Annotated in this window: 11 protein-coding genes and 1 rRNA gene; 9 read left to right on the top strand and 3 right to left on the bottom strand. The window is 50.0% G+C overall.

What is annotated here, in order from left to right; genetic code table 11:
* Nucleotides 1-151: 151 nt before the first annotated feature.
* The 3 genes from rrf (at nucleotide 152) to ACTQ3V_RS11090 (ending at nucleotide 3,663) form a co-directional block, all read left to right on the top strand.
* Nucleotides 152-268 (top strand): 5S ribosomal RNA (gene rrf, locus ACTQ3V_RS11100).
* 398 nt (nucleotides 269-666) lie between these two features.
* On the top strand, nucleotides 667-1,551 hold the full coding sequence (licT, locus tag ACTQ3V_RS11095) for a BglG family transcription antiterminator LicT (RefSeq protein WP_441467550.1): 885 nt from the start codon (nucleotides 667-669) through the stop codon (nucleotides 1,549-1,551).
* Between the two features lie 6 nt (nucleotides 1,552-1,557).
* The gene (locus ACTQ3V_RS11090; RefSeq protein ID WP_441467549.1) at nucleotides 1,558-3,663 is read left to right on the top strand and encodes a PTS sugar transporter subunit IIABC; all 2,106 of its coding nucleotides are present in this window, start codon (nucleotides 1,558-1,560) and stop codon (nucleotides 3,661-3,663) included.
* Nucleotides 3,664-3,771: 108 nt separating this feature from the next.
* Here ACTQ3V_RS11090 and ACTQ3V_RS11085 read toward each other — a convergent pair whose 3' ends face one another.
* Nucleotides 3,772-4,449, bottom strand: coding sequence for a TIGR00266 family protein (locus tag ACTQ3V_RS11085; RefSeq protein ID WP_441467548.1), 678 nt, complete (start codon nucleotides 4,447-4,449; stop codon nucleotides 3,772-3,774).
* 398 nt (nucleotides 4,450-4,847) lie between these two features.
* Here ACTQ3V_RS11085 and ACTQ3V_RS11080 point away from each other — a divergent pair, with 398 nt between their 5' ends.
* Nucleotides 4,848-4,979, top strand: coding sequence for a hypothetical protein (locus ACTQ3V_RS11080; protein ID WP_441467547.1), 132 nt, complete (start codon nucleotides 4,848-4,850; stop codon nucleotides 4,977-4,979).
* A 77-nt stretch (nucleotides 4,980-5,056) separates the two neighbouring features.
* Here ACTQ3V_RS11080 and ACTQ3V_RS11075 read toward each other — a convergent pair whose 3' ends face one another.
* Entirely contained in the window at nucleotides 5,057-5,905 is an 849-nt protein-coding gene (locus ACTQ3V_RS11075; protein ID WP_441467546.1) for a helix-turn-helix domain-containing protein, read from the bottom strand.
* A 15-nt stretch (nucleotides 5,906-5,920) separates the two neighbouring features.
* Nucleotides 5,921-6,472 (bottom strand): hypothetical protein, encoded by a 552-nt coding sequence (locus ACTQ3V_RS11070; protein WP_368241508.1) that lies wholly within the window; start codon nucleotides 6,470-6,472, stop codon nucleotides 5,921-5,923.
* A 35-nt stretch (nucleotides 6,473-6,507) separates the two neighbouring features.
* On the opposite strand from ACTQ3V_RS11070, the gene ACTQ3V_RS11065 reads away from it, so the two are divergent.
* The 5 genes from ACTQ3V_RS11065 (at nucleotide 6,508) to mobQ (ending at nucleotide 13,998) form a co-directional block, all read left to right on the top strand.
* The gene (locus ACTQ3V_RS11065; RefSeq protein WP_441467545.1) at nucleotides 6,508-6,732 is read left to right on the top strand and encodes an LLM class flavin-dependent oxidoreductase; all 225 of its coding nucleotides are present in this window, start codon (nucleotides 6,508-6,510) and stop codon (nucleotides 6,730-6,732) included.
* A gap of 271 nt (nucleotides 6,733-7,003) precedes the next feature.
* On the top strand, nucleotides 7,004-7,216 hold the full coding sequence (locus tag ACTQ3V_RS11060; protein WP_177308185.1) for a helix-turn-helix domain-containing protein: 213 nt from the start codon (nucleotides 7,004-7,006) through the stop codon (nucleotides 7,214-7,216).
* 20 nt (nucleotides 7,217-7,236) lie between these two features.
* Nucleotides 7,237-11,910 carry a PDDEXK-like endonuclease domain-containing protein gene (locus tag ACTQ3V_RS11055; RefSeq protein WP_441467544.1) on the top strand — a complete coding sequence of 1,558 codons (4,674 nt, stop codon included), beginning with the start codon at nucleotides 7,237-7,239 and terminating at the stop codon, nucleotides 11,908-11,910.
* A gap of 310 nt (nucleotides 11,911-12,220) precedes the next feature.
* Nucleotides 12,221-12,520 (top strand): DUF3847 domain-containing protein, encoded by a 300-nt coding sequence (locus tag ACTQ3V_RS11050; protein ID WP_418554402.1) that lies wholly within the window; start codon nucleotides 12,221-12,223, stop codon nucleotides 12,518-12,520.
* 2 nt (nucleotides 12,521-12,522) lie between these two features.
* Nucleotides 12,523-13,998, top strand: a complete 1,476-nt coding sequence (gene mobQ, locus ACTQ3V_RS11045; RefSeq protein WP_418554666.1) for a MobQ family relaxase — start codon at nucleotides 12,523-12,525, stop codon at nucleotides 13,996-13,998.
* The last annotated feature ends 15 nt before the right edge of the window (nucleotides 13,999-14,013 follow it).

The raw sequence follows: 14,013 nt of genomic DNA, 5'->3' as shown, positions 1-14,013 counted from the left end.
GATAGGTCAGGAGTGGAAGTGCAGTAATGTATGCAGCGGACTGATACTAATAGGCCGAGGGCTTGACCTCAAAAATTAGAGGCAATCTCAGAACAAACTCTTAGCTTGCCGGTAGTTATTGTTCAGTTTTGAAGGTGTGAATCTTCAAAAAGTGCGTGTCAATAGTGACGAGGGTACACCTGTTCCCATTCCGAACACAGTAGTTAAGCTCGTTTACGGTGACAATACTTGGCTGGCGACGGCCCGGGAAGATAACTCGATGCGCACATCTAAAACGCCGGTTCAAATGAATCGGCGTTTTTTATTTGCAGCACAGGTGAAACACTGTCAAAGTGTATAAAATATGGTATTTCCCCTTGGATAATGCTACGAAATTCGTATTTTTCGCAATGAATGGATTGACAAAACGTAGGGAAAGGCGTTATTCTTAATTTACAAAAAGATACAGGCTTGTGACTGCTATGCAGGCAAGACCAAACGACCGAATTGGGATAGCTATATTCGGATGTTTGGTCTTTTTTGTTTTTATGAGACAAGTTGGCGGGAAAGGAGAAAAAGGAGAAGGGGGATGCGGAAAGGCATGGACAAAACATATGACTTTAGCAGCGCAGCATGGGAGTATACAAGACTTGTGGAAAGAAAGAACTTTTTTCGGAGGGAGGCGTCATGACGGAACAAACACAAAATGCTGATGTGTATCGTATCAGTCGTGTGATCGGCAACAACTTTGTTTGTACGGTCGATGACGGCGGGAAAGAGGTTATTTTACGCGGGCTGGGTATTGGGTTTAAAAAGCATGCGGGAGACCTGATTCCTGCGCATCAGGTGGAGAAGATTTACGATTTGCGTGATCCCGAGAAATCTTCCCGACTACGGGATTTGCTGGCGGATGTGCCGCCGGAATTTCTGGATGTCAGCACAGAGATCATTGAGACGGCGGAAAATTGTATTGGGCGACGGCTGAGTGAAAATATTTATATTACGCTCACCGATCACATCTGCTTTGCGGTGGAGCGTATGCGCAGCGGTGTTCGCTATCCAAACCATCTGTTGTGGGAGATTACCAATTTTTATCCGGCGGAGTTTGCTATCGGAAAGAAGGCGCTTGACATCATTGAGGCAAAGCTGGGATTCCGCCTGCCTCAGGATGAGGCCGGTTTCATCGCGCTGCACATTGTCAACGCAGAAATCGATGGCAAGATGGCAGATATGGTGCTCATCACCGAGGTTATTGGAAAGATCACCAGCGTTGTACAGGATTATTACGGCGTGACACTGGATGAACAATCGCTTGACTACGGTCGGTTCATCACCCATCTTAAGTTCCTCGGACAACGGATTACGCAAAACCGCTATGTTGCAGACGATGATTCCGAGTTCCAGAGCATGATAGTGCAGCGGTATCAACAGGACTATCAGTGTGCGGAAAAAATCCGTGCGCAGCTGCGCGAATCGTTCTCCGTTCAGCTGCCAGCCGAAGAGATGACGTTTCTGACCATTCATCTGCATCGGTTGGCACTATCCATGGGCATCACAGATCAAAAGGAGTAAAAGAATATGAAAGATAAGATTTTTGGCATATTGCAGCGCGTCGGTCGCTCATTTATGCTGCCGATTGCGATTTTGCCTGTTGCCGGTTTGTTCCTCGGCATCGGCGGTTCCTTCACCAATGAAACCATGCTGGAAACCTATGGCCTAATGTCGATCATGGGTCCCGGCACCTTTATCAATGCAATTTTGCAGGTTCTCAATGCGGCAGGATCGATCATCTTCGACAATCTGCATATCATCTTTGCGATGGGTGTCGCCATCGGTATGGCGAAGCAGGAAAAAGAAGTTGCGGCACTGTCCGCAGCGATTGCCTTCTTTGTCATGCACGCGACCATCGGCGCATTGATCATCGATTTCGGTGCGCCCGACCTGTCCGGTGCGACCGCAAGCGTGCTGGGCATCAACTCGCTGCAAATGGGTGTGTTCGGCGGTATCATCGTCGGTTTGGGCGTTGCGGCGTTACATAATAAGTATTACAAAATTCAGCTGCCGCAGGTGCTGAGCTTTTTCAGCGGCACCCGCTTTGTGCCGATTATTTCCGCAGCAGTTTATCTGGTGGTTGGCATTGTCATGTTTTATATCTGGCCCGTCATCCAGACCGGCATCAATGCGCTGGGCGGCTTTGTGCTGGCTTCCGGCTATGCCGGCACGTGGCTGTATGGCTTTATCGAGCGCGCACTCATTCCCTTTGGTCTGCATCACGTGTTTTACATCCCCTTCTGGCAGACCGCGCTCGGCGGCACTGCCATGGTCGGCGGCACGATGGTCGAGGGTGCGCAGAATATCTTTTTCGCGGAGCTGGCAACTCCGGGTATCGGGCATTTCTCGGTTGAGGCGACCCGCTTCATGGCCGGTAAGTTCCCGCTGATGATTTTCGGTCTGCCGGGTGCGGCACTTGCGCTGTACCGCTGCGCCAAGCCGGAGAACCGCAAAGCGGTCGGCGGCCTGCTGCTGTCTGCGGCGCTGACCTCGATGCTGACCGGTATCACCGAACCGCTGGAATTTACCTTCCTGTTTGTCGCCCCGGCGATGTATGTGGTGCATTGTGTATTCGCAGGTGCATCCTACATGATTATGCACATCCTCAACGTAGGCGTGGGCCTGACCTTCTCGGGCGGCCTTATCGACCTGACGCTGTTCGGTATCATGCAGGGCAACGCTAAGACCAGTTGGCTGTGGATTCCGGTCGTCGGTGTGGTATATTTCATCGTTTACTATTTCGTGTTCTCGTTCATGATTAAGAAGTTTGATTACAAGACCCCGGGCCGCGACGACAGCGAAATCAAGCTGTACACCCGTGCGGATGTGAACGCCCGCAAGGAAGGCGATGTCGCAGCGACGCAGGGTGGCGGAGATACCGCGCTCTCCCGCCAGATTATGATGGGCTTGGGTGGCAAGGCGAACATTTCGGACGTGGACTGCTGCATCACTCGTCTGCGCTGCACGGTGCATGACGCCTCCAAGGTTGATCAACAGCTGCTCAAGGACACAGGCGCGTCCGGCGTCATCTGTAAGGGAACAGGTGTGCAGGTCGTGTACGGCCCGCGCGTGTCGGTCATCAAGTCCGATCTGGAGGCATTCCTTGCGTCTCCTGCAAGCAATGAGCCCGAACCGCAGGCAGCTCCGGCGGCAGTGGAGGACAGTGCTTCGGCATCCTCCGGTGCGCATGTGATTGCGTCTCCGCTGACCGGTACGGTTATCCCGCTTGAACAGGTTGCGGACGGTGTGTTCTCGGAAAAGATGGTAGGTGACGGTTTTGCCGTAGAGCCGACGGATCATCAGGTGTACGCACCGGCAGACTGTGAGGTCGCAACCGTGTTCGGCACCAAGCACGCCATCGGTCTGACCACCACGGACGGCGTGGAGCTGCTCATCCATTTGGGCATTGATACGGTGCAGATGAATGGTGCGCCGTTCACCATCGATGTCAAGGAAGGCGATAAGCTCAAGAAGGGCGATAAAATCGGCAGCTTTGACGAAAAGATGATAGTCGAGGCAGGCTACCGCACAGTAACGCCTGTGGTTGTCACCAATTCGGACGCCTATACGAACTTTACCCTGCAAAAGACCGGTAAAGTATCGGCGGGCGATGATGTGCTGACCGTCGAATAAGCCAGCGATAAGGATAGCAAACCGCCCCCGTGCTGCTTTTGCAGCACGGGGGCGGTCTTATGTACAGTAGAGAAGTGTTTTGCACTGCTGCGGAAGGGAAAGCGGAAATCAACCGTTGCCGGTGACGATATAGGGCTGAATCGCAGAGGCTACACCGATGATGGGCATGGTTTGCAGCCAGATTCTGCCGGGTCCGGTCAGCACGGTGTTAAAAAATCCTTCGCCGCCAAGCAGCTTGTTCTTAATGCCCTTGACCTGCTGAATGTCAATGGAAACGCTGGAGTCAAAGCCCAGCACATTGCCGGTGTCTACAACCATCTGCTGGCCGGACGCGAGCGTGTATTCGACCAGCTCGCCGTCAACCTCGACAAAGGCCGTGCCGCTGCCGGATAGACGCTGCATAATGAAGCCTTCACCGCCGAATAGACCTGCGCCGAGCTTTTTATTGAAGTGGATAGAAAGCTGTACGCCCGCCTCGGACGCAAGAAATGCGGTCTTTTGCAGGATAAATTCGCGTCCCGGTCCAACCTCAAGCGTAAGAATACGACCGGGGAAGCTCGAGCCGAAGGCGATCATACCTGCGCCGCGCGCGGTATAGATATTCTGGAACATGCTTTCCCCGGAAAATGCCTTGGAAAACATTTTGCCCAGACCGCCGCCGGTGGTCTCCATCTGCATGTTGGGTGTCATCCAGACCATGGAACCTTTTTCGGTAATCATTTTTTCTCCGTCGGCCAGCTGGCATACGACGACAGGGAATGCGCCGCCTTTGAGTTCATATTGCATGTGTTTTCTCCTTTCTTATGTGGCGGTGTTATATCGGTTAAACGGGATGGGCGGTCGGGCCGCCAGCCCCATATAACGCGTCGAGCGCTCTGAAAGGTCTGTTGTATTCTATTGTATCACAGGCCGCAGAAAAAGTGTAAAAAAATCATCAAAGATGAGAATAGTCAATGCAGCAGACTGCTCAAATCATGGCAGAGGAAGAAGAGGTAACGAGATAGCGTGCCGAGAAGAAAGCAATACAGGGGGCACTAAAGACCATGGCGACGCATATCTGGCACAACGGCCTATTCATATGATATAATTTGCAGGAGAGTAGAATATCAGATGAACACATAAATAACTGAGAGCGCATTACCCCAATGGTGCGAAAAAGAAAGAGACGAAGAGGGAGATAGAAAATGACCAAAATACTTTTTGTCTGCCACGGCAGTATCCTAAGAAGCCTCGAAAAAGCCTGTTATATCAACGGTTTTCGTCGCTCAAACGGCGCGTACTACACCACGATTACACCATTTGTGGAAGAGCTTTGATGTGACAATCCCAAATTACACATTCTGAATAAAATGAAGAGGACATATCCACGGTGCCGGATATGTCCTCTTCATTTTTATCTGCGTTTCTTTTTGCCTTTCCCGTGCTGCAACTGTGGTCGTGCTTTCCCTCGCTGGTTGATTGGACTTTTCAAGTATTTGGACAGCTTGAGTATTTCAATCAGCGAGACGAATTGCTCTTTGGTGAGCTTGCCATAATCAATGCCAAAGGTAGCGAGGAACGAACGGACTTGCTTTTCCTCGGAACTGCCCTCAAAATTCATCGCATCCTGCAACTGCCCCTGTACGGTTGCTGCGAGGGAGACTTCATCCGCAGTCATGGTGTCGGGACGATGTTCGTTCCGAATGTCGCGGAGAATACCTTTTAGATCGTCCGCAATCAGACTTCCGAAATACTCGTCCTCCCGAATCTGCGCCACTTCTAACGTCCGCAGGTACAGGTCGTTTGCATCGCCACCATTTTTCATCAATGCCATCTGCCGAACAGCTTCCAGCACGGCATTCATATCGTTGACTCGCATATCCGCGATCCGGTCAACGTAAATCTCAGCATCCAGCAAAAACCGCTGGAAATCCTTGTGGCAGATCAGCTCCGACAGCAGCCGGTGGTTGAATTTTCCCGTTTTCAAGACTTCGATTGCATCATCACCCAAATGCAGAGCGTCCAGTTCTGTGTTTGGGTGATTTTTTTGTTCTGTCAGCCCCAGCAGGTAATCGGTGGACACGCCGTAGAACTTCGCCAGCTCCACCATGCTGAACGGGCTGATATCCTTGAAATCGTCGGCTTCGTATTTTCCCAGCGCGGACTTTGAAATACCTGTTTCCGCAGATAGTTGTTCCAGCGTCAGACTGCGCTCCACGCGCAGGTCTTTGAGCCGTTCCTGAATGGTGAGTTTTGGCTGCATAGCGGTGTCCTCTCTTCAGATTTCTGCCCTTTTCCGGTCTTGTCCATAAGCGTGGAAATCTGCGTTTTTCGGCGCGTTTTCCAACCTCTTGGATATACGGGAGAGGGCTATATTTTTCGCTAAAATGGTCTTGCAATCGCACCTGAACCTTGAAAATTGCATGACCGTCCGAACGGGATATGTCCCCCAGCGAAGTAACCGCCATGACCGCGAAAGCGTGAGCGTACCAACGGGGACGAAACGCCGGGAGCGATCCTCCGGGCAGGAACGACGTTCGGAAAGAGCGGCAAAATCGAATATAAAAATCAAAGCAAGTGAAAACAGCGAAATCGTTTTCTGCTCTGTGCGGTTATCCGCACGGAATAGAGCGCTATTCAGCAGTGAACGACGTTTGTCGTTCAACATGATATTTCGCCGTTTCACGCAAAGACACATCAAACGACAAAAGCGGAAGGTGCCGCCTGTGACCAACGTATCATCGGCGGCATTTCCAGCGAAAAGCCATGTATTAAAAACCAGCGCCCTATGGCGAACGGATGTCACGGTTTGACAAACCCATTTTACCATAGAGCGCATCGAAAAAACAGGAGGAAAGTTTGAATATGAGAAAATCTGAAACCTATCGCAATGAGATCAAGTCCTACATCGTCCGCACCAGCATGACCATGACCGAGATGGTGGACTATCTCTCCGATGAATACGGCTGGAGCCGCAGCGTTCCCAATCTCTCCGGCAAGCTCAAGCGTGGCTCGCTCCGCTACGGCGAAGCGGTAGAGCTGGCGGACGCGCTGGGGTATGACATTGTGTGGCAGAAAAGAGAGCGATAATCATGAAGATGAACGCATCCAAATAGCAATTTGCAACACCTCTGGATAACTTTTGAGTTTCCGTCTGACTGCTCCGTATAGTGAAGAACGACGCAGGGCGGCAAGCGCATACGCAAGACAAAACGGGTTTAAGTAAGTCACCAAGGATTTACAATTACGCACTTGAGCATAGGAGGGTCTTGTGTTATACTAAATTCAGCGTTTGCAGAATTTTATCAAGCAAAATGTGAATACAAAGTTTCGATTTTATATTTCAACAGAGGTGTAGTCTGTGACCGTTAGTTACAAAAAACTTTGGAAACTATTGATTGACCGTGATATGAGAAAAAAAGACTTATGTGCTGCGGCAGGAATCAGCCATGCGTCAATGGCAAAACTCGGAAAGAATGAAAACGTCACTACAGATGTGTTAGTAAAGATTTGTACAGCACTACAATGCGATATTGGCGACATTATGGAGATTACAGATAGCTCTAATAACTGAAGGGTGGAGGCGAACGAGCAGTGGATACAAAGAAGCTGGATAAGTGGGCTGATTTGCTGCTGGATACAGGAAAACGCAATAATCTAATCAATTTTAAGGATACACGAGCGTCAACCGTGGAGGTGTTGCTCCCGTCTTCTGATGTGCTGTTTGAGAAAGTGGACGGGACCGCTTCTTTTGAGGTCTTCGATCCCAAAATTGTCGAAGAAGATGATGACACGGAAGAATCCTATGCGCCAGAGCAGTTGCAAATCGGGACACCGGAAGAGTCTTCTGAACCGGAGCAGTTGCAGATTGTGGTGTCAGAAAAGACCGATGCTTCTGGCAGCAAAGCTGCATTTTTGGCTCAATATTCCGGTAAAATCAAGCGGCAGAATCAAATCCTACTTTATAATGCCGCAACGAATCCACTTACTGCCGTAAAAAACATTGATAAGAAGGCGCGGGAGTTCATTGAAGAAACCGGTGTCAATGTTGCGTACATGGCGTTTGGTTTTGTCCATTGGAAAGAAAGTGCCGCCTCGAACTATGTTTTTCGCGCGCCCATTTTGCTTGTACCGATTCGGCTGGAACAAGCGTCAGCGGTAGAACCCTATTTTATCAAGTCGGCAGAAGACGACATCATTGTTAATCCGACCTTTTCCTATAAAATGGACGCAGAACATGGGGTGAAGCTCCCTGAGTATAACGATGAGGGGCTGACTGCCTACCTTGAGAAAGTAAAGCGTCTTGTGGCAAAACTCCAATGGACAGTCACAGCTGAATGCAAGATCGGTATTTTCTCATTTCTCAAAATCAATATGTACCGGGATTTGAAGGACAATGCAAAGGCAATTCTTGCAAATCAGAATGTCCGTCAGCTCTTGGGTGAGCCAACCAGCACAGAAAAATTATACGGCGATGAGGGAACTGCTGGCTCTCTTATTGATCCATTGATTGAGCTACATAGTGTGGTAGATGCAGACTCCAGCCAGATTGAAGCGATTGAGATGGCAAAGACGGGGAAGAGCTTCGTTTTGCAAGGCCCTCCCGGTACTGGCAAAAGCCAGACGATTACCAATATCATCGCAGAATGCCTTAGCGATGGCAAAAAAGTGTTGTTCGTTTCTGAAAAGCTGGCAGCCTTGAATGTAGTCTACGACAAGTTGAAGCAAGCTGGACTCGCTGAATTTTGCTTACAGCTCCACAGTCATAAAGCAAATAAAAAGGATGTTATTGCGGATATTTGCCATACACTCCGCGCAGGGAAAAGCGCCGTTTCCTCGAAAGCGGACGCTGAAATTGCTATCAAGGAAAAGGCACAGCATCAGCTGGATGCCTATGCGGTTGAGCTTCACAAGCTGCGCCCGGTCATTGAAAAAAGCTTGTATCAGCTGTATGAATCTTACGCCGCATTTCGGTCCACGCCAGATGTTGAGTTTCCTATCCCTCAGCTTGCTTCCAAAGGCGAATCGTACTTGATAGAAACAGCTGCTCTTTTGGAGCAGTATACAGACTATATCCCATCCATCGGATATGATTATAGAAAGAATCCGTGGTACGGCTATATCAATCAGGACACATCTTACCAGTCAAAAAACGAGGTGAAGGGTGATCTTTCTGCCGTTTCACAATTCTTGCAGGTATTGATTCCTTTGCAGCAGGAAATTTCTGAGAAGTATAAAATACAATGTACCAGCGTAGAGGACGCACAGCTTTGGAACAGTTTCTTCGGTTTTGCAGCGACTTCCAAACTGATTACACCGTCACTCCTGGATCGGGAGCGTTTTGACGCGGTAAACTCTGCGCTGCACAAATTACAAGCGCAGAGTGCAGATATTATGGCTGCCCGCTCCGTGTTAGGCGCAGTGTTTGACGATGATATTTATAAACTGGATGGAGCTGCGTATCACAAGAAGCTGACAAAACAGTTTGGTGGAATCTTTTCCCGGCTTTTCAATGCCGAGTACAAGCAGCTTATCACCGACCTGCGCTTGTGCAAGAAGGACGGGAAGAAACCTGCTTATAATGAAGCTGTCTCCATGACAGAACGACTTGCCTATTATCAGCAAAAGACCTTGGAGTTTGTTGAAGCCGAAGCACCCATCAAAGCATTTCTTGGTGAAGCCTATCATGGTGTCGAAACCGAATGGGATTATGTAGCGGAACAAATGTCGGCGTTGGGGGGAATATTCTCCAGCAGCATTGCGTTCGGCACTTTGGAACACTATAACGATTTCACCTCTGAACGAGATATATTTGCAGATTACCACCAGAAACTTGACGAGACTTTCGCAGTTTGTAGTGCTGATACATTCAAGCGAGTTGATGGGTACTTTGATCGAGCGATTCTGAACACTCACTCTGCACCGTGTAATTTGGTATTGGCGAGATTAGCGGACTGTCTGAGTGAAATGGACAAGTTGGATAACTGGTGCCATTTCAGGACTCTGCTCTCCAAGTTGGATGATAAACAGGTCGTGCCTTATGTAAATGCTGCCATTGGTCTGAATATAGAACCAAAACATATTGTCGGTGCCTTCCAAAAGCAATTCTACTATCAATGGATCGATTCAATTTTGTCCGGGAATCCTGTTCTGTCTGCATTCAATCGAATTTCTCAGGATAAAGCGATTCGTACTTTTTCCGAGAAAGATACTGAGCAATTTGAAATCAATAAGGCAAAAATCCGCGCTGAGCTTTCCTCTATGCGCCCATCGCTTGATATGATTGCGTCCGGGAGCGCATTGTCGATCTTGCTTCGTGAAGGCGAAAAAAAGCGCAAGCAAAAGAGTATTCGTTCTCTGCTTGCTGAAACAGGTGAGCTTGTTCAGCGAGTCAAGCCGTGCTTTTTGATGTCTCCGCTGAGCGTCAGCACTTTCCTTGCGCCGGATTCCGTTCACTTCGATGTGGTTGTATTTGATGAGGCATCACAGATTTTCCCGCAGGATGCAATCGGCGCAATCTATCGTGCAGATCAGTTGATTGTTGTGGGTGACTCTAAGCAGATGCCGCCCAGCAATTTCTTCAATGCTACCATTGAAGCGGAGGACAACGATGAAGAAACCGGAGATGTAACGGACTTTGAATCTATCTTGGATCTGTGTTCGACATCCATGCAGCAGCTCCGGCTGCGCTGGCATTACCGCAGTCGATATGAGCAGCTGATTACTTTCTCCAACAAGAATTTTTATGACAGCGATCTTGTGACGTTCCCGTCTTCTAAGGTCGATGCTCCGGGAATCGGTGTAGACTATTATCACGTGGACGGCGTATTTGACCGCAAAGCCCATACCAACCGGAAAGAAGCAGAGTTTATTGTTGATCTGATCTATCAGAATATTGAGAAATATCCGGACCGCAGTCTTGGCGTGGTTGCGTTCAGCGTAGCGCAGCAGGACTTGATTGATAAACTGCTTTCCAAGCGGCGGCAAAGCACACCGGAAAAGGAATACTTCTTCAAGAACGATGGGAAAGAGCCTTTCTTCATCAAAAATCTCGAAACCGTGCAGGGTGATGAACGCGATACGATCATTTTCAGCATTGCCTATGGTATTGATGCTCAAGGGCGTCTACTGCATAATTTCGGCCCATTGAACCGTGTCGGCGGTGAACGAAGGCTGAATGTTGCCGTTACCCGTGCAAAATGCAATGTCCAACTGGTTTCTTCCATGCACTATACGGACATTGACTTGAAGCATACATCCGCAGAAGGTGCAAAGCTGCTTCGCGAATACCTCGATTATGCCGAGAACGGCAGTGTTGCGCTGGAACGGGCAATTTCCGTCAGTCCGTTTGAACAATTCGATTCCGATTTTGAACTTGAGGTGTGCGATTATCTGAGATCCAAAGGCTTTGCGGTAGATACGCAAGTCGGCTGCTCTGGATTCCGTATTGACCTCGGTTTGAAGTTGCCGGACAGTTCTGACTATGTACTTGCGATTGAATGCGATGGCGCAACATATCACTCATCCAAAAATGCGCGTGACCGTGACCGTCTGCGGCAGGAAATTTTGGAGCGCATGGGTTGGAAATTCTATCGTATCTGGTCTACGGACTGGTTCAGAAACAAATCGGTTGAGCAACTTCGACTTTTGGAGGCAGCTGCGGATGCGGTCAAAAATCCAACAAAATCAGAAGTAAAGTCGGTAGATAGTCAGCCGGCAGAAACATTTGAAGAGGTTGCAGTCGAAAAACATTTTGAATTTCCTTCGTATAAGGCGGCGGATTTTTTTGAGGTTTGCCGACGACATCATTACAGAGATTTCAAGGCAATCGTTAAGGAAATTTTGGAAGTGGAGGCGCCTCTATCGGAAGATTTATTCCTGAAGCGTATCGTGTGGTATTTTGAACGTGAAAAGGTCACAAATGTCGTGCAGAGAGCCTACGAACAGCAGATGTACGGCTACCAGCGTTACGGCATTATCCGAAGAAATGGATTCCTGTATCTGGATAACGGAAAAGAGGTTCAGTTCAGAGGTCCGGGCGATATTGAGCGTGACATCAAACAAATTGCGCCAGAAGAATTAGCCGCTGGAATGTTTGAGATCCTGAAACAAAATGTAACCGCCGATAAAAGCGGGTTGTACCGTTCTTTGGCTGCGCAATGCGGAGTGACACGTGTTGGCAAAGCCATCAATGAAGCGATGGATGCTGCACTGAATGTGCTAAGTGATCGCATTATTATTGATGGCGAGCAGGTTTCCATCAAATAATCCCTTGGTAACAAGGGCGCACTTCTATACTCTCCTAACGGGAGTATGTGCGCTCTGCGAGGCAGACAGCCCGGACGTTTGAATGTCCGGGCTGCTTTGCGTCGCGTTGCTCCGAACAAGGGGCTGCACCCCTTGCGACGCTTGCGCGTCTATCCCAGCGCACTTTGCAACGGAAACAGTCTGCTGGCGCAGTCTATTTCCACCGCAAAGCCTGAAAATCCCATACTATGAGTCAGACCGTCTACCGAAAACGTAGGCGGTCTTTTTGTATCTATCCATCCCATCATTTATCAGTCAGGAGGTCAAAATCATGCACGAAAAAGAAATTGAAAAGCTGCAAGCCAAACAGGAAATGTTCGAGCAGCAGCTTGCACAGGAGCAGCACAAAATCCAGCGGCTTGAAAACCGCGCCGCCTACTACGAAAAGGGAGATCGGCGCAAGCGGGCACACCGGCTTATCACCCGTGGTGCAGCGATTGAGAGCGTCGCACCGCAGACGAAAGAATTGAGCGAAACCGCGTTTTACGCTTTTGCCAAACAGGTCTTTGCTCTGCCGGACACGCAAAGGCTACTCACGGAAGTTATCAGCAACCATGCAGGAGGTGATTGAGCATCGCACTGTTTCATTTTCATGTAACCCAGATCAAACGCAGCGCAGGGCAATCTGCCGTGGCTGCTGCCGCCTATCGAGCCGGGGAGAAACTGCACAGCGAATACTATGGCGAGGACAGCGACTACACCCGCAAGGGCGGCGTGATCTGCTCTGAAATCCTGCTGCCGTCCCACGCACCGCCGGAATACGCAGACCGCGAAACGCTCTGGAACGCCGTGGAAAAAGCTGAGCGCGGGAAGAAAGCCCAGCTTGCGTACAGCTTTGACATTGCCTTGCAGAACGAGTTTTCCATGCAGGAGAACATCGACCTTGCAAGGCAATTCTTATTGGACAATTTCGTGAACCGGGGCATGGTGGCGGACTTCGCCGTGCATCAGCCGGACAAGGAGGACGGCGGCATTTCCAACCCGCATTTTCACGTCATGTGTCCGATTCGCCCCATTGAGCCGAACGGTAGGTGGGGCAATAAGCAGCGGCGGGAATATGTGCTGGACGAACACGGCGAGCGTGTTCTGGACGAGGCGGGCAATTATGTATTCAACGCCGTCCCCACGACGGACTGGGGCAAGCCCGAAACGCTGGAAGCATGGCGGCAGGCATGGGCTGACCTTTGCAACGCCAAGTTTGCTGAAAAAGGCTTGAACTGCCGCATCGACCACCGCAGCTTTGCCCGTCAGGGCGTGGAGCAGATTCCCACCCAGCACGAAGGTCCCACCGTCCGGGCAATGGAGGCAAAGGGCATCCGTACCGACAAGTGCGATCTCAACCGCTTCATTCGGAAAACCAACGCGCTGCTGCGTGAGGCAAAGGAAAAGATCGCCGCGCTGATCGGCTGGCTGAAGGACGTAAAAGCCGAGCTTGCCAAGCCCCAGCCGCCCATGCTGAATGATCTGCTGGCGCTGCATTGCAGCATCCGCAACAAGAGCGCGTACAGCAATAAGGCGAAGAACGCCAATTTGCAGCGTTACGCCGAGGCGTTCAGCTTTTTACAATCCAAAAATCTCTACACCGTGGATGATCTGGAAAACACGCTTCATTCCATGCAGGACAAGATCGACGCGCTGAAAAAGTCTGCTTCCGCAAAGCAAGCTCGTATCAAAGAAGTGGACGCGCTGCTGCGCATGGTGGACTATTACAAATCCGGCAAGCCCGCTGCGGACAAGCTGAAATCCATCCGCTTTGAGAAATCCCGGCAGAAGTACAAATCTGAACACGACGATGAGTTGCGGACATTCTACATGGCAGAGCGCAAGCTGAAACCGTATTTCAAGGACGGCAAGCTGCCCATCACCGCATGGCGCAGAGAACGTGAGCAGTTGGAGCAGGACTGCAAGGACATTCAGACGGAACTTTCGCCGCTCCATGCCGACGCAAAAAAGCTCTGGGCGATCCATTACAACATCTACGAGGTGCAGCATGAGCAGGAACGCCAGAACACCGCGATGCGGCAGAAAAAGCAGGAAATGGAACGCTAAGGAGGGCATTGCCTA

The sequence above is a fragment of the Candidatus Agathobaculum pullicola genome, assembly GCF_052117205.1.
GTDB lineage: Bacteria > Bacillota > Clostridia > Oscillospirales > Butyricicoccaceae > Agathobaculum > Agathobaculum pullicola.
This window is presented reverse-complemented; position numbering and strand designations above follow the sequence as displayed.